The organism is Vibrio sp. dhg (genome assembly GCF_003443775.1).
In the GTDB taxonomy this organism is placed as follows: domain Bacteria; phylum Pseudomonadota; class Gammaproteobacteria; order Enterobacterales; family Vibrionaceae; genus Vibrio; species Vibrio natriegens.
The window spans coordinates 589324-606426 of sequence record NZ_CP028944.1; the positions used below are offsets into that span (position 1 = coordinate 589324).

14 protein-coding genes and 1 pseudogene are annotated in these 17103 nt (G+C 41.0%); 9 read left to right on the top strand and 6 right to left on the bottom strand.

The features are described 5' to 3' along the window. The first annotated feature begins 27 nt into the window (after window positions 1-27). The 3 genes from DBX26_RS18325 to DBX26_RS18335 all read left to right on the top strand — a co-directional run bounded on the left by DBX26_RS18325 (window position 28) and on the right by DBX26_RS18335 (window position 2894). A complete protein-coding gene (locus DBX26_RS18325; protein WP_118120426.1) occupies window positions 28-618 on the top strand; it encodes a TRAP transporter small permease in 591 nt (196 codons plus the stop codon). Beyond that, window positions 618-1904 (top strand): TRAP transporter large permease, encoded by a 1287-nt coding sequence (locus DBX26_RS18330; RefSeq protein WP_118120428.1) that lies wholly within the window; start codon window positions 618-620, stop codon window positions 1902-1904. The genes DBX26_RS18325 and DBX26_RS18330 overlap by 1 nt, the downstream gene beginning before the upstream one ends. A 72-nt stretch (window positions 1905-1976) precedes the next feature. Then, window positions 1977-2894 (top strand): MBL fold metallo-hydrolase, encoded by a 918-nt coding sequence (locus tag DBX26_RS18335; RefSeq protein WP_118120430.1) that lies wholly within the window; start codon window positions 1977-1979, stop codon window positions 2892-2894. A 12-nt stretch (window positions 2895-2906) separates the two neighbouring features. Here DBX26_RS18335 and DBX26_RS18340 read toward each other — a convergent pair whose 3' ends face one another. Next, complete coding sequence (locus DBX26_RS18340; protein ID WP_118120432.1) at window positions 2907-3806, bottom strand: helix-turn-helix domain-containing protein; 900 nt, start codon at window positions 3804-3806, stop codon at window positions 2907-2909. A 135-nt stretch (window positions 3807-3941) separates the two neighbouring features. Here DBX26_RS18340 and pobA point away from each other — a divergent pair, with 135 nt between their 5' ends. Continuing rightward, complete coding sequence (pobA, locus tag DBX26_RS18345; protein WP_118120434.1) at window positions 3942-5162, top strand: 4-hydroxybenzoate 3-monooxygenase; 1221 nt, start codon at window positions 3942-3944, stop codon at window positions 5160-5162. Between the two features lie 309 nt (window positions 5163-5471). Here the strand turns inward: pobA and DBX26_RS18350 are convergent, their stop codons facing one another. After that, entirely contained in the window at window positions 5472-6362 is an 891-nt protein-coding gene (locus tag DBX26_RS18350) for a LysR family transcriptional regulator (protein ID WP_118121230.1), read from the bottom strand. A 107-nt stretch (window positions 6363-6469) separates the two neighbouring features. Here DBX26_RS18350 and accD point away from each other — a divergent pair, with 107 nt between their 5' ends. After that, a complete protein-coding gene (gene accD / locus DBX26_RS18355) occupies window positions 6470-7336 on the top strand; it encodes an acetyl-CoA carboxylase, carboxyltransferase subunit beta (RefSeq protein WP_118120436.1) in 867 nt (288 codons plus the stop codon). Window positions 7337-7782: 446 nt separating this feature from the next. Then, window positions 7783-8913 carry a helix-turn-helix transcriptional regulator gene (locus DBX26_RS18360; protein WP_118120438.1) on the top strand — a complete coding sequence of 377 codons (1131 nt, stop codon included), beginning with the start codon at window positions 7783-7785 and terminating at the stop codon, window positions 8911-8913. A gap of 323 nt (window positions 8914-9236) precedes the next feature. Here DBX26_RS18360 and DBX26_RS18365 read toward each other — a convergent pair whose 3' ends face one another. Both DBX26_RS18365 and DBX26_RS18370 read right to left on the bottom strand, forming a co-directional pair. Then, entirely contained in the window at window positions 9237-10151 is a 915-nt protein-coding gene (locus DBX26_RS18365; RefSeq protein WP_118120440.1) for a hypothetical protein, read from the bottom strand. Window positions 10152-10389: 238 nt separating this feature from the next. Next, the gene (locus DBX26_RS18370; protein WP_118120442.1) at window positions 10390-10944 is read right to left on the bottom strand and encodes a hypothetical protein; all 555 of its coding nucleotides are present in this window, start codon (window positions 10942-10944) and stop codon (window positions 10390-10392) included. A gap of 311 nt (window positions 10945-11255) precedes the next feature. On the opposite strand from DBX26_RS18370, the gene DBX26_RS18375 reads away from it, so the two are divergent. After that, the gene (locus tag DBX26_RS18375) at window positions 11256-13955 is read left to right on the top strand and encodes a PKD domain-containing protein (protein ID WP_118120444.1); all 2700 of its coding nucleotides are present in this window, start codon (window positions 11256-11258) and stop codon (window positions 13953-13955) included. A 323-nt stretch (window positions 13956-14278) separates the two neighbouring features. Here DBX26_RS18375 and DBX26_RS18380 read toward each other — a convergent pair. Beyond that, window positions 14279-14413: pseudogene (locus DBX26_RS18380) on the bottom strand (thioredoxin-dependent thiol peroxidase); the annotation flags it as partial. Window positions 14414-14579: 166 nt separating this feature from the next. Between DBX26_RS18380 and DBX26_RS25815 the strand changes: the two are divergent. After that, a complete protein-coding gene (locus tag DBX26_RS25815; protein ID WP_367947069.1) occupies window positions 14580-14774 on the top strand; it encodes a CocE/NonD family hydrolase C-terminal non-catalytic domain-containing protein in 195 nt (64 codons plus the stop codon). Window positions 14775-14902: 128 nt separating this feature from the next. Here the strand turns inward: DBX26_RS25815 and DBX26_RS18390 are convergent, their stop codons facing one another. Further along, window positions 14903-15421: an Rrf2 family transcriptional regulator gene (locus DBX26_RS18390; protein ID WP_118120448.1), complete on the bottom strand. Its 519-nt coding sequence runs from the start codon at window positions 15419-15421 to the stop codon at window positions 14903-14905. Window positions 15422-15584: 163 nt separating this feature from the next. Here DBX26_RS18390 and DBX26_RS18395 point away from each other — a divergent pair, with 163 nt between their 5' ends. Next, entirely contained in the window at window positions 15585-16787 is a 1203-nt protein-coding gene (locus DBX26_RS18395; protein ID WP_118121231.1) for an NAD(P)/FAD-dependent oxidoreductase, read from the top strand. Window positions 16788-17103: the final 316 nt, after the last annotated feature.

Here is a 17103-nt window from a genome sequence, read left to right on the forward strand (position 1 = left end):
TTCAGCCTGAATTAAGGGAATGAGACTATGAAAACACTCATCAACCTAGTCAATCGCGCAGCACATATCGCTCACTTGGGCGCAGGTTTTATCTTAGTGTCGATGATGTTCATCACGCTTGCTGACGTTATCACTCGTGCGGTTTTTAATTTTACAGACGGCAGTGTTGACTTAACCTTTGTTGGCGGCATAGAGCTGATTAAGTTTGGTTTGCTGTTTGCCATTTTGCTGACTATGCCTCACTCGGTAGCCAAATCTCAGGTCATTGTTGACCTGTTTACTGAGAAAATGAATCATCGTGTGAAGATATACCTTGAAGCCTTCTACAACCTAGGTTTTGCACTACTGGGCGCGGGTATGTCAGTGCGCTTCTTTGACGCAATTGAATCAGCCGCGCTTACTGGAGAAACCACTCAGGACTTACAAATCCCGCTGGAATATATCTATATGGGAGTCGTTGTCGCCACAGCGCTACTTGCAATCCGCGCATTGATCATCGCCGGTGAGCTTATTTTTCACTGCCATACCCCAGCGACAAAAAATGGCGGTAATGAACCAGCAAAGTCAAGCGACAAAAAAAGTAACGTGCAACAACGAAACAAAGAGGAGTTAGTCTAATGGATGCTTCAACGATTGGTCTAATTTGTATTGCGTTAATGTTAGTAATGATAGCATTCAGAGCTCCTATCGCGTTATCCATGGCGGTAACCGGGTTTGTTGGGTTCGGATCTATTGTTGCTTTTCCTTCAGCGATGGCGATTTTGGATAGCGGTCCGTTTGAAACCCTGTCTAACTACAGCTTTAGCCCGATTCCTATGTTTATCCTCATGGGTGTCTTTGCCTCTAAAGCGCAGATGTCTCAAGAGCTGTTTCATGGTGCGAGAACGCTATTTGGTCGCTGGCGTGGTGGTATGGCACTGGCAGCAGTAACATCATGTGGTGTTTTCTCGGCTATCTCCGGTTCGTCTCTGGCGACCGCGGCGAGTATGTCTCGCGTTGCCCTGCCAGAAATGGAAAAGAATGGCTACGCGATGTCATTGGCAACCGGTACGCTTGCGGCAGGTGGTACTCTAGGCATCATGATCCCACCGTCTATCGCGCTTCTGCTTTACGCCTTGATCACAGAGCAGTCTGTGGGTGACATGTTCATCGCTGGTCTAATCCCTGGGTTACTTGGCCTGTTCTTATACTGTGCGACTATTGCTATCACAGTTTGGCTAAAACCAGAGCTAGCAACGCCAGGTGAACAAACGTCATTTGCAGAGAAGATCAAAGGGCTTAAAGGCTTAGTTCCTTTCACCGGCATCTTCGCTTTCATCATCTGCGGTATCTACTTTGGCCTGTTTACACCAACCGAAGCAGCAGCTATTGGCGCGGCGGGTACATTAGTCATCGCCTTGTTCCGAGGAATGAAATGGAAACAATTTGTTGAAGCGGTAGAGGAAACACTGGCTCTCTCGTCCATGATCTTCTTCATGATCATTGGTGCAGAAATTTTTGGCTACTTCCTTTCAGTTTCAAGAATCTCTTACACCTTGGTGGAAGTGGTCGATAGCCTGCAGCTTTCTCCTTACATGGTTCTGTTTGCGGTGCTGTTGCTGTTCATCCTATTAGGTTGTGTCATGGACAGTATTGCGATGTTGCTACTGACAGTGCCGGTGGTTTACCCACTCATCGAAGCGGCAGGCTTTGACCCAATCTGGTTCGGTATCGTTGCGGTAATTACCGTAGAACTGGGGCTGATTACGCCGCCAGTAGGGATGAACGTATTTGTCATCAAGTCGTTAGCACCGGACGTATCCATTAAGGACATGTACAAAGGCGTGTTCCCATTCGTTATGTCAGACGTCACTCGCCTGCTATTAATCATCGGCTTCCCATCACTCGCCCTGGGACTTCTATAATAATTCCTATCACCCTCATCACACGGAATGTGGTGAGGGCTCTATCCCCTACTCAACTTTCCGGAGAATCTAATGAAAATCTTTAGATCAGGTATTTGTGTACCTGCGATAACTTGCGCCCTAGGTTTACTGTTATCCGTCAGTGCATCAGCCAAAACCGATGTCATCTTGTTAGGAACGGGCACGCCAGTCCCTGATGCTGACCGCTCTGGCCCATCAACCGCTGTAGTGTATAACGATACGGCATTTATCTTTGATGCGGGTGGCGGCATGGTTCAAAAAGCCATTGAAGCAGCACAAAAGAAAGGCATCAAAGCCCTATACCCAACCAACATCAAACACGTTTTCATCACACACCTTCACAGTGACCATATTCTGGACATCTCGGAATTGGCAGCAACCTATTGGTGGCGACGTGACGACAAAGTATCGCTTTATGGCCCAGTTGGTACGGAAAAATTTGTAACGGGCTACTATGACATGTTGTCGGTTGATATTGGTTTACGCACAAGTGGTAAACAGCCGTTAAAAGATCCAACCAACTACCAGATGAACGTAACCGAATACACCGAAAGTAACACCGTTTATGATCAAGATGGCGTCACAATCGAAGCGTTTACCGTTCCTCATGGTGATATCCGTCCTGCCTTTGGCTACAAAGTGACAACGCCAGACAAGGTTGTGGTTATCAGTGGCGATACCGCCTACTCAGACAAGATGATCGAAATCGCGAAAGGCGCTGATGTTTTGGTGCATGAAGTGATCAGCGAACAAGGGCTGTCGAAGCTTTCTAAATTTTGGCAAAAATACCACTCAACAAGCCACACCAGAACCAGTGAGCTAGCAAAGATTGCCTCAGAAGCAAAACCTAAATTGCTGGTGCTTAGCCACATTCTCCATTACAGCGCGCCTATCGAATCCGTATTGGAAGAAATTCAGGCGAGCTACGACGGAGAAGTCGTACTCGGTAATGACCTAGATATTTTTTAATCCAAGCGTTTTCTAATATTCCGTGTCGAATGGGTTGAGTTGTCTGAAAGATGTCGGGCTCAACCCAGATTTATTCTTAAAGAAGCGAGAGAAATACGCAGGGTCTTCAAATCCCAGATTGTAGGCAATTTGGTCAACATGCAATTGGGTATACAGAAGGCTGCGCTTCGCTTCCACAAACAGTCGCTCTGCAATAATCGATTTTGCCGCCACCCCTTTTGATTTGCGACATACGCGATTTAACGTCGAAACAGACGTTTGCAGCGCTTGCGCATATTGAGCGACAGTCCAATGACGACGATAGTTATTCTCGAGTAGTTTTTGGAATTGATAGTAGTGACTATTTATTGAGCTACCAACGTTAGTCTCTTCGTCTTGTTGCTTTATTGCTCGGAATAGAGTCAATAAGATCATCTTTGCTAACCATTCAGAAGCTTGTCTCATTCCCACATCGTGTGCATTCAGTTCAGATGACAATAAATTACAATAATCATGCAGTTGAGTAAGAACCTTATCCTCGGTTGAAAATGAGAGCACTCTTGGTTTATCCAGCACGGTCTCAAATACACTCTCAGCGTACGATAACGCCGAATGTTGAATCATCGGTTCCGCGATACTGACAACATATCCCTCCGTATTCGGTGAAAAAACAAAGCCATGAACCACCCCAGTAGGAATTGCTATCACGCTGGCATTGTTAACATTTATCTTTTTATTATCTAAAGAAATTTCCGCATTTCCACTATCCAAAACTAAGATTTGGAATAGCTTTCCATGTCGATGTGGCTTAATACGCCACCCTCTGGTTTCGCTGCGAGCAGCAATGGTCTCCACGTGAACAAACTCGGAATTATTGCTGTCACTCTCTTCTCCATATAAGAAGAACCTTGGCACATCAGATATCGAACTCATCACTCACCCAACCGATCAAAAAAATATCCATATATGACTTAAAAGTACAAGAAATTGCCCTGTATGTGAATGGAGAGAATCACACTTTATTAACAAAATAGAAACACAAGGAATCAAACAAGCGGAGTGCTTAAAATGGAAGTTATCAAAACACAAGTTGCAATTATTGGCTCTGGCCCTTCAGGTCTTTTACTTGGCCAACTGCTTGCGAAACAGGGCATCGATAATGTCATCATAGAACGTTCAACTGCTGATCATGTCCTGTCCAGAATACGTGCGGGCATCCTTGAGCAAGGTTTTGTTGACCTTATCAAAGAAGCAGGCTGTAACGCTCGTATGGATAAAGAAGGACACATCCATGACGGCTTTCAAATCAGTGTCGACGGTGAAAGTACCAGAATAGACTTGAAAGAACGCACTGGCGGCAAAGTCGTGACTTGCTACGGACAAACCGAAATCACCCGCGATTTAATGGAAGCGAGAAGTGCTGCCGGTCTACCAAGCTTTTATGATGCACCCGTTACCGAAATAGTCGCGCCTGACTCTACTTCCCCTGCGGTCAGATTTGAGCACGAAGGTACCCTTTACGAGTTGCAATGTGATTTTATTGCCGGTTGTGATGGTTTCCATGGTGTATCACGACCAACGATTCCAGATACCATCCGTAAAGAATATGAGCGAGTCTACCCATTCGGCTGGCTTGGGCTGCTAAGCGATACCCCACCTGTTGATGACGAATTGATTTACTGTAAACACCCACGAGGCTTTGCTTTAGCCAGCCAACGTTCATCCACTCGTTCACGCTATTACTTACAGGTTCCCGCAACAGATAAAGTAGAAGACTGGAGTGACGACAAGTTCTGGGACGAACTAAAAAAACGCTTACCCGCTGAAGCGAGCAAAAACTTACAAACCGGTCCTAGTATCGAAAAAAGTATCGCGCCACTGCGTTCATTTGTGTGTGAACCGATGCAATACGGTCGATTGTTTCTAGTGGGTGACTCTGCACACATTGTACCTCCAACAGGTGCCAAAGGGCTTAACCTGGCAGCCTCTGACGTAGCGACGTTGTACAAGATCATGACCCAAGTGTACAAAAATGACGATATGGAATGCATCAAGCAATATTCAGATATCTGCTTACGCCGAGTATGGCACGGCGAGCGTTTCTCGTGGTGGATGACCAACATGCTGCACGACTTTGACGAACTCAGCGTGAACAACACGGATGGCGCTATATTCAGTCACCTGATGACATCTGAACTGGATTACTGCCTACATAGCGAATCAGGTAAAACGATGATTGCCGAGCAATACGTAGGCTTACCATATGAAGATCCAAAGCCGACGAAATAATACCCTCTGACATGTAACAACCTCCCCCAAATAAGGATACCTAGGTATCCTTATTTTCAGCTCGCCTCAGGCTAATAAAGTTTTGCCCTATTCTTTGTTAACATATTTACTCAGTTTTAGAGCGCTCGATCGAAATCATCAAACTTTTCCTTATGTCTGGGAACTAGAATGTGATGCTAAAACTCTCAGAATTTACTTTCCTCGGATACGGGGTAGTAACCAATTTAAGTAGATAATCACCTAAATTAAAATACGCGTTTCAGACTAAGCCTTTTACAGCCATTGTTCGTCTGCATATGTACTTTTATATTAATGTGCTTGGTGCTTTAGGTGTTCAATAAACGTTGGGATCTTTTTTGCCAAGTGTTTTCTGGAAGCGTAAAAGGCATATAACACCAAATCTTCAGGTTCGTACTCCATTGCTATTATTTCCAGTGAACCAGCTTCTATCTCATTACGACAGGATTCGGTTGGTAGTATCGCGAACCCCAACCCAGCTAATGCGCCTGATTTAGCTAGATATCCACTGTTGATTTTAAATGAAGACTGTACCTTTTGAGTAACTAGCGCACCTTCAGCATTTTTGAAGATCCATGGTGTTCCATTCAACGCGGTAAAGGTATTGATACATGGAACATGTTTTAAATCGGTAACCTTAAAAGGTTTTGGATACTTCTGTATGAGTTTGGGGGATGCCACAACAGCACTTGTCCAACGTTTGATCTCTTTCGCTATCCAGTTATTGTCGTCGAGCTTTCCTCGGTGAAAACTTAAGATGATGTCGAAACCATCCAGGAAGTCTTCCTTTGGATTTATGCTGGTATCGCAACATAATGATATGGAGGGGTGTTGGGCACAGAAAGAAACCACTGCTTGAGCTAAATGTGGTGAATCGGGCATCAAAACTTTCAGTTGCCCAATGATTTCCTGAGAGTGTTGAGCTACTTCCTCAAGCGCGTCATCCAGTCTTTCGATTAATGGTTGAGTACGTAGATAAAGATGGTCTCCTGCATCTGTTGGAGCGATTCGTCGTGTGGTTCTGTCGAATAGTCGCGTATTTAGTTTCTCTTCCAGTAAAGCGATATGGCGGCTGACGTTCGATGTTGGCAAACTGAGAAATTCTGCGGCTCGTTTAAAACTATTGTTCTCATAAACACAGTGAAAACTTTTTAGCCACTGCTGGTCAATTTTATCAAACATATCTTTAATCCCATTTTGTTGGATTATTAAACCCATACAAGTGACTTTATTACCAAAAACAGGCTTATACAATGGTTATAAATTTAAATGGTCTACAAAGGTTTGCTATGAGTTGGTTAGAAAAGTTATTAGATAAAAACAAGTTGAACGCGACCCGTAAAGCGTCGATTCCAGAAGGGGTGTGGGCCAAATGCCCATCATGTGATCAGGTTCTGTATCGTATTGCCTTGGAAGAGAATTTATCCGTCTGTTCCAAATGCAGCCACCATATGAGGATGGCGGCGCGCCGTCGTTTAGAAACCTTTCTGGATAAGGGCGAATGCATGGAGATTGCCCAAGAGCATGAGCCTAAAGATTTGTTGAACTTTAAAGATATTAGACGATATAAGGAACGCCTTGCTTTGGCACAGAAAAGCACAGGAGAAAAAGATGCGTTAGTTGTGATGAAAGGAAACTTAATGGGTTTACCGATTGTTGCCTGCGCATTTGAGTTTTCTTTTATGGCAGGCTCGATGGGTTCCGTTGTTGGTGCTCGTTTCGTTAAGGCTGTAGATGCTGCAATTGAAGCTAATTGCGGGTTAGTATGCTTCTCTGCTTGTGGTGGGGCTCGCATGCAAGAGTCGCTTATGTCTCTGATGCAAATGTCTAAAACCAGTGCTGCTTTAAATAAACTGTCGATCGCCAGATTACCTTATATATCCGTACTCACAGATCAGACATATGGTGGTGTTTCAGCTAGTCTGGCTATGTTAGGTGACATCAATATTGGAGAGCCTAAAGCCAGAATCGGATTTGCCGGGCGTCGTGTTATTGAACAAACGGTGCGGGAAAAATTGCCTGAAGGCTTTCAGCAAAGTGAGTTTCTTTTAGAGCATGGTGCACTCGATATGATTGTTGATAGACGGGAGATGCGCAAAAGAGTAAGTGGGCTAATTGCGAAAATGACAAATACAACTATTTCGTTTGATGTATAGCTTATAGGTTCTGTCACGAAGCCGATTTAACCAACTCACAGCGGTTTACTTAAATTTGCTCCTCTCTGCATTACAAATCAATCATGCAGGTGACGTGACGCAACTTGCGTTATAAAACTTACTTTTGCCCCATTGCAAGCTAACGTAATTACTCTATTGGAAATGGTACCCTAAGTTTGTGATACTTTTTCTAATACCACACTGAATTTAACACTGAACTGACTGCAACATCTTTTTCAGCGACAGCTTTCCTAAGAACAAGCAAGACAACCATGATTTAATTTCTTAATTTTCAGCTTATTACATAATAATTAATCCATATAGACTTACAGTACCTACAAATATCACAAATGAGAACTAATATTGATAGATTAGTTAATATTAAATGCAGCCCTTACAACGTCTTTGGCAAGGAGATTATCCAACAAGGTAAAGGGTGATAAGGTATGACGATCAGGTTAGTAAAACCTGAACAGGTTTTAGAGCTGATAGATGACATATATAGCGCTGCTAGTGATCCTCTTCAATGGATACCTATGGCTGAAAAGATTCAATCTTCAGTTGGAGGACATAGTGTTAACTTTTGTTTAGAGGATACTCGAAAACCCGAATTCAGAAACATTTATAGTAATGGGGTTAGCTTATCTGATATAGAATTGTACGAAAAAAATTATATTGGTAGGGATAATTTTACCGAAATATATGAAACCATACCTGCTAGTAGTGCCATTTTGACTCAAAATGTGTGGGATTCTACAACTCTATATCAATGTTTTCCGTATGAAGAGTTTTATAAAAATCTGGGCTATGCCTTTTTTAATTGTTGTTTATTTTATAAAGATGAGGAAAAAAGAGGATGGCTGTCAGTTGTAAGGAGCGAAAACGATTCCGTTTTCACCATAGCTGATTTAGAAATGATGAAATGTTTAACACCTCATTTAAAACGAGCTTTTCTAATCAATATGCATTTGTTTGATTCTAAGATTGCACAGCAGATGTGTTTAGATGCTCTTGAGCACTTATCAGCTGGCGTAATATTCCTCTCTAATAATGGTCAACTTGTTCACAGCAATAGCAAGGCTCAAAAATATCTGAGGAATATGAATAACATGAAACAAAATTTTCGTGTCATATTGCCAGACCATTCAGCAAATATTGCATTACAAAAAACAATTGCTGAAACGTTGTACTCAAACAAAGTGCTTCTTGGGCGCTTTATCCCATTTAAAGAGGGTGACCATCAAAATATGGTCATTTGTCTTCCTTGGAAAATGAATGAACAGTCTTACGACTGGTTGAACCATCAAGTCGGATGTTTGTTATTTATTCTAGCAGCAAATCGGAATTTGGGCTCTCCAGATAGACTGAAGGCGGCATTTGATGTCAGTAGAGCTGAGTCTCATGTTTTAAGTGGGATAATGAACGGGTTGTCAACTGAACAACTTGCGAATAAATTATGTGTTTCTGAAACTACTGTGCGTTTTCATATAAAAAATCTGTTACGCAAATTTGCATCTCATAATCAGATAGAAATGTTATCTAAGGTAAATCGATTACTGAATGTAAATATTGATTAACCTTCTGAATCAAACCTTACAAGAAATTGGAAAATAAAGATCTTCTTCAGTGCTAATCTAAGGGAGAGGAAGTACCTCTCCAAACTAATATTGACAATGATCATTTTGCTCTTGTTGATGGGCAAAAACCACTACAATAGAAATGTTGTGCAAGGCTAATCGATTGCTGGATATTTATGTTTAGTAACAACTGATTCGAAAGCACAGAATAAAGCAGATAGAAATTATTAATATATAACAATTTCTATCTCCGATATTTACTTAGCCTGCTTGGTTAAATTACTGAGCTTGAGGCCAAGAGGCACAATGTGCTTTGAACTTGATTAAGGAACTACGCAGATTGAATCTTCACCTTCAAACTCCACTCCACTAACCAATGTACCAGTAAGCGAAGCGATATCATCACCAGGGCTCCAGTTTTCCTCGTTATCTTCAAATTGACAGACCAAGTCAGACAATCCGTCGTCATTAGCATCATCAACATGACATAGCGGGCCTTTATTACCTCTAACTCGAACGTCTAAGCCAGCAAAAGATAAGCTTTCATATACTATTTCATTAACATCAAAGGTATTGCTGCCCAAAATTGCAACAGGTATTACCCCACGATCATTGATATTGAAACAATTAGGCTCACTACCCGGCTTAATATCAATTGCAATAGAGATAGATCTATAAAACCAAGCTCCAAATCGATTATCTGTTAATGATTTACTCCATGTATACCTTAGATCTGCAACATCGGGGTTTGTCGATGGTAAAGACCAATCTTCTACACCTTGTAGATAGAAGTTTCCTGGTTGAGCAGGGATGGATTCACGAGTTAGAGCTGCTAAGTAATTAAAGTTTGCACCTTGCAATGTAGGTGTGAATATTGAAAAAAAAGCAGGTGCCCAACTTGAGTCCGGCTCAATATACCGTTGATTTACTAAATCGCTAGCTGATAATGTCACACCAATATCTTCGTGAGTGTGCAACTCTGATAGAACAATTCGGTCTGCCCATATCCAACCAGACATATTAAATCCGTTCAACTCAGTATTTTCAAAACATAAACCTCCATTAATTTCTGGACATACTAGGTTTATATCATTCCAATTTAAACCCATAAAATCAACTGGTTGAGCCCATTGTTTTCCTCCAACAATTACATAGTTTGTATAGTCAATACTTGCCAATGTAGATGCGGAAATAAAAATAGCGAAGATAAAAATCCTTCTTACACGACAAAATAACATAATACACCTTATCCTTTTCTTTATTATCGAGAGTTACAGATATAAAAATTATTGTTATAGACACATCGATAATAAGATCTATTACCTTAACTATTATAATTATTATTTCATAAGTACTTAATATAATTAATTTGATAAAAAGTAAAATAACAGTAGATACAAAGAGGTTAGTTTATGAATAAATAATAAAAAATTAGTATTTTCATTTGTAATTAAGTAATGAATGAATAATATTTCTCTATAAACAGCCAGCAACTGTATCTATTCCGAGTTCTTCTGCCCGCAATCTAATATCCGATTTGCAATCTTCAAATTCCTGACTATTAAATTCTAAAGGTGAGTATATAACCTGGGAGCCATTTGTAGAGCCGTGGCAGCTAGGAGATGTAGTTGTGTCAGTCACCCATACTGAAGTACTTACACCTACAACACGAATACCTAACTCTTGGCCTGGTATATCGTTTACACATGACTCTTGAGAGCCGTCAATGCCCAGAGTCGCGAGGCTTTCTGAGCTAAAGTCACATGGGCATGTGCTAGCCGCTATTGGCTGGCAACTATCATCAAATATGTAACCAGGATTAGTTGGTATTTGTTCTCCAGGCAGTGCATCACCATGATTTTTATGGGCTGATAATGCCTTAAATGAAATATTTATTAATTCATAATAGCCGCCATTATTATCATAATGACATACGTCGTGTTTGACTGCTTGAGCATTAACACCGGCAGCTATTATGGTTAATATACACGTTACTAATAAGTTGTTAATAATGTTTATTACCTTAACCATTAGAATACCCTTCATGCCAAAAGTTAAAATTACCACTATTACGACTTCAAAAAGAAAGTAATAATAGATACAAAGAGGATAGTTTATGAATAGAATTAAAAAACTATCAATTTTGATAGTTTTTGTCCGATTACACCCTCCTATACTCCGTTGCTATCAGCCAGAAAGGATCTTGGTTTAAATGTTATGACTAGTAAATCGTGGCAGGAATTTATCTACTTAAAAATATTAGGGTTTCTTTTGGTTTGATGTGTTCGTTAATGGCTACACCTGAAAGTTATGAATACTAGAATAATGAGAGGAGAACCACTATGACTTCAGATACCTTAAACCAATTAGGGGGCAGACTATTGAACTCTATATATTTGGTTAATTTTGAAAGATGCAAAGGCGAAAATAGTGCTTGGCAGAATAGATTGATTCACAACTATAAGAGCACTTTTTTCAGATTTATAATCTTTATCTTAGCAACCTTTTCAGTGACATTTAGCTACGCTGAGGTTTTACAATATAGAGCTGAAGGTGTAGTAACTAACATCACTGGTGATATATCAGAGTTGCCACTTAATGGTAATGTAGGAGATCCGTTTATAATAGACTTCTCCTATGACACTGCGACAGCTGATACTGCAACTTCTGTTGATTATCAAGGCAAATATCCTGCCTTATCAATGACAGCTATCTTTGGAGTCAATCAGCCAGCCGTTTTGATAACTCCTGTCATCTCCACACAGTCTGCTCCTGCCGCTGATTTGTGGGGAATAACGGGCTGCTTGCCATTCTGTGATGGCTCTACGGTTGATATGGTAAGGCTTAACTTTTTCCTTCCCACTGGTTCGGTAACATCTGACGATTTAAATACACCACCGTTTCCTCTACTTTCAGGTACATACGTGCAATTTGGTATGTTTTCTGCCGATCATTCTACTGGTCGTAATGCGGGTGTGACAGTGAGATTGGATTCTTTAGTACCTTACAGCGAACACCAGTTTGACTACATAGATATCGGAGCCCCACTCAAAGATCTTATGCAAAGTAACTGGTCGGCAATTCATCAGGGTGCCTCCATCAATAATCAGGGTGAAGTAACGTTTTATATTAGAGATAACGCGACACCACTACTTGACGCGTACCGTTATCGGGATGGTAGCTTACGCGCATTAGGACTTGCAATCCCAGAGGGATCCTACTTTAACCCTCGTACTTTTGATATTAACGACGATGGATTGATTATTTTTGCGGAAAACCAACAAGAGCCGCAAACCACTTTTGTCCGTGGACTTAGTCCATCAGGGGACGTTGACACACTTATGCAAGTCAATAGTATTACTAATACTTACTCCCCTCATAATGTTAACAATAACAGACAGATGGCTTCTCGCTATTATGATTACGATATATCTGCACACAGACTTCTTATCTTAGATGGTACGACTACTCGCTCTGTCACAATTCCTTTTGACCCATACGAATTAACAACAGCTCATATCTATCCGGTTGTCGGGGAAAATGGTGATGTGCTATATGCAGACAAAATACGCACCGGTGGTGTTCGATTTTACTGGTATAACATTAATACTAATGGACCTTTTACTTCTATGGATGTCCCTAACATATGGGGCTTCTTTGGGCATGGAAATGTTGATGGTATTAATTCATCTGGTATTGCCGTGGCTACTTCAATTAATGAACAGGATAGAAGTGATGCAATTTACCTCGTTTCACGAACTGGGACGGTTAAAATTATACAAACAGGAGATGAATACTTAAATTTCCGTACTACTTCAAAGATCAACAACAGAAACCAAGTGCTCATCGCACCTTACACTTCATCTGGGCACAAGCTACTTATTGTCGACCCACAGGTTTCCTCCAATGGCGAAATCTTGGGGCCACCTGTAAATGACCCCATTGCGGTTTTTGAAAATGGAATCACATACGCTCTGACCACGGATGGTAAAATCCTTCATAGAGCGGAGTTTGCCAACGCTAACAAAATTGATTTTAATGATCGAGGTGAAGTGGTATTTGGTGCAGTTGTCTGCGAAGCCGATGACTACCAAGATTGTTACAGAACCACTATCTTGGCGCGTCCTAAGAATCTTGAGCCCGCAAACGAAGCGCCCGTGGCCAATGCAGGGGCTGATATTTCCATTCGAGCAGGGGAAAGCATAGTATTAGATGGTACAGGTTCTTTCGATGATAATACGCCAACAGAGTTACTGGAGTTTAATTGGACTGTAGTGAACCTGCCCGATGGTAGCTCGGCTGTTGAACGGTTCTTTGGTAACGATACAGCTAGGCCAACACTAACAACAGACTTGCCGGGAGAATACACGGTTAAATTGCAGGTTACCGATGAACAAGGATTGCTTAGTGAATATGATGAAGTGTTCATCAGCACTGACAATATTGCACCTAGTGCGGATGCTGGAGCTGATAAATTAGTCGTTATTAACACTCTAGTTCTGTTGGATGGAAACGCTAGTTCAGATCCCGAAATGGAAACACTAAGCTATGAGTGGAATTTTGTATCCTTACCTGAAGGAAGTTTAGCATCTATTATTGGTACCGACTCGGTAACCCCCTCGTTTATGCCAGATAAAGAGGGAGAATACGAAGTAGTGTTGACTGTTAGTGATTCGCTAGGTGAAGGAGTTCCCGATACTGTAATTGTGACAGCTACAATCCCTGAAGAATTTGCGGAAATTGAAGTGGTGGAAGCAAATGATGTGTTGGTTGAATTAGACACAAGTGAAGTTACAACCATTGGAAATCAACAGGCTATAACTAACTTCTTAACCCAAGTAACAGTCGCACTGAATGTGGGAGATAACGAGGAGGCGGTGTCTAAGCTACAAAGTGCTATTTCTCGGGTCGACGGTTGTTCATTAAGAGGAGAACCGGATATTAAAGGGAAAGAGCGAGATTGGATTACTGACTGCGAAGCGCAAACAGAAATTTATGATTATCTAACAACTGCATTAGATGCTCTAGTCCAATCAGAATAAATAGGTAAAAAATCCAGGCCTATTTAAATAAATTTTAGGTCTGGATTTATCAATCCTTTAACGTTTCCATCGCAAAAATAGCTAGAGAGAACCAAAGACTGATACTCCTCTTTATCCGTATTTATCTAATTTAGTACATCCTATAACTCACAAATGTCCATTTTCGTTTCAGCCTGATCGGACTGAAACTTGTGATCACCAAGCGATTCTGTCGTACCTTAATTACCAAGCGAATCGAGTGAACATAGCAGTTCGAAAGCTCGTTAAGCGGTTCCAAAGCAGAGCCGGTACTAGTAGAACCGACTCCGTTTGCAAATTAAGAGTTACTTGTTGTTTAGGTAGTCTAAAACAACTTCATGATGGTCTTTGGTTTTGAACTTATTGAAAACGTGTTCAATCACGCCGTCTTCGTTGATTAGGAAACTGATTCGGTGGAGTTCATTGTAGACTTTGCCCATGGTCTAAGGTGGTGCTCAAAAACACGGGTGAACTTTGCCCTCCCGAAGAGCAAGAGATTGTTAAGAAAATTACATCTTTTCGACAAGTGATAATAGAAGAACTGATGAAATACCGGCACATAGTTTTGACAGAGTAGAAAAATTATCTAAAGGTGAATTTGTTGAAATTGAAGTCGATTTATCCCCATTAGGATTAGTTTTTTATCCTGGAGAACAAATTCGATTTATGATTAGTTCTCGTAACCTTATGGGAACATTGATGCCTGCAATAGATGAGTATGTAGGAGCAAATAAGGGTCAACACATTGTTCATTGTGGTGGGGAAATATGCGTCTTACTTACAATTACCAGTTTTAGGTAAATAGTTCATCTTCAAGTTGTCATTTTTAATAAACCTCAGCAGTATTTCTGAGGTTTTTACGAACAGAAGCTATGAATTCTAAGCTAACTCTAAGGTTAAATGGGCCATACATCTATCGTGGTCGGGGGCTAAGCTTTATTCTCAGGACTTCGAGTTGAGTCTATCCAATCTTTAATTTCTATAGCATAGGTAGAGTGTGCTTTTTCATACATTTGTTTAGAAAGCATTAAAATAGATTGTTCCGCTAACACTTTTTCCATTTGGTACTGAGCTTTTCTCATTACTGAATGAATACCGCAGATGCCTTCGCATGCCCAACTCGGTACGTCATCGGTGAAAATGTTCATACGCTGACGGATTTCTTTACATTCAAAAATAGATTTCTCACCATCAATTGCAATCGCTATATCAAGCACGCTTATGTCTGCTGGAGACTTAGCAAGCTTATAGCCACCTTTGCGACCTTCCGAACTCTCGACTAGCCCAGCTTTTGAGAACTTAGTAAATATTTTTCCCAAATAATCATAAGGTACGCCTTGCAACTTTGCTGCTTCTCGAACTGACATCTCCCTAGGCATACCTTCTTCATCAACCATGTTCACCAAACAGTGAATCCCGTACTCGACGCCCGAGCTGTAAAAAGCCATGAGTTTCCCTCTATATCTAATCACTTGGCAGTGTAAATCACTCACTTGCTATAAGCATAAAGAAATTGATCAAAAAAATAAACTACGACTAATGTTGTCGCAGTTTATTTTTTCTTGTATGCTTCGAAAAAATGATGAGACAGAAGCTAACGAGGAATCTCAAATGAACAAAGAAATAGTGATTGTAGGTGCAGGGTTTGCGGGTATGTGGGCAGCTTTAAGTGCAGCGCGTTTGGCAAAGCTAAAGAATGCGGATGACATCAATGTTACCGTTATTGCTCCAGTGGCAGAGCTACGTGTTCGTCCACGTTTTTATGAATCAAAAGTACATACACTGGTATCTCCACTGATGCCTGTATTCGATACGATAGGGGTTAAATTTGTTTCAGGTGTAGTCACGAATATCGAGTCAGAAAAACAACAAGTAGTTTATCTAGACGAAAAGAATCACTCTGTGACTAAGGGCTATGACAGACTTGTACTAGCGGCAGGTTCAAACCTCCGCAGAGACATGGTGAAAGGTATTACAGAAAATGCTTTCGACCTCGATCAAATCGATACCGCATCATTGCTTGAACAACACATTAACGATTTAGCAAGTAAGCCTTCATCTAAATCTCGCAATACTGTTGTGGTTTGCGGCGGGGGATTCACAGGAATTGAAATTGCTACGGAACTGCCTTCCAGGCTCAAAGCGATGTTTGGTGAAAGTGAACCGGTCAGAGTAATTATCGTTGAACGTAACAATCAAATCGGCACCAATTACAGCCAAGAGCTTCAGAATGTAATCAAACAAGCTACGGACGCTCTTGAGATTGAATGGATGCTTAATGCGCAAATTGAAGAAATTACTTCAAATGGCTTACTACTGTGTACTGGTGAGGAAATTCAGTCAGATACCGTAATTTGGACGGCCGGAGTTAAAGCAAATGATCTGACTGACATGTTCTCGAAACAGCAAGGACCTCAGGGCCGATTAATTGTAGAGCCGTCATTGAAAGTAAAAGAGCAGTCGAATGTATTCGCAACCGGTGATGTAGCCTACGCAGCGACGGATGATAAAGGCAATCACGCTCTTATGAGTTGCCAGCACGCAATATTAATGGGTAAGTTCGCTGGGCATAATGTAGCAGCTAGCTTGTTGGATTGTGATTACTTGCCATACAAACAAGAAAACTATGTTACCTGTTTAGACCTTGGTTCATGGGGTGCTGTGTTTACTGAAGGTTGGGATCAGAAAGTCAAATCGATAAAAGAAGAAGCTAAAGCAATTAAAATCTCAATTACAAATGAACTGATATACCCGCCAAAAGCAGATCTAAAGGTAATAATGGAGCAAGCCGATCCTCTTGCCCCTTGGGTATAAGTAACGCTATAGAACATTAAAGTACACAGGCAAAACGAACTTATCGGATTTGTCTGTGTACTTTTAATTATCTTATTCTGATAGCTAAAGTAGCGATTTAATCTAATAGATAGTTATATGCATTCTTCTTATTTCTCTATATTAGTGAAGCTGAGAATTGATGTGCACATATAATTTACCTTCCCTAAAATGAGCTTTCCCATACTTGAAGTTATTCGTATTCCGCTAATTTACGTAATGACTCTAAGAAGGTATTGTCCAATTGTGAGTTTCAGAAAAGAGATAAGCAAAAAGCGAACTAAGTTAAGGACCGCCA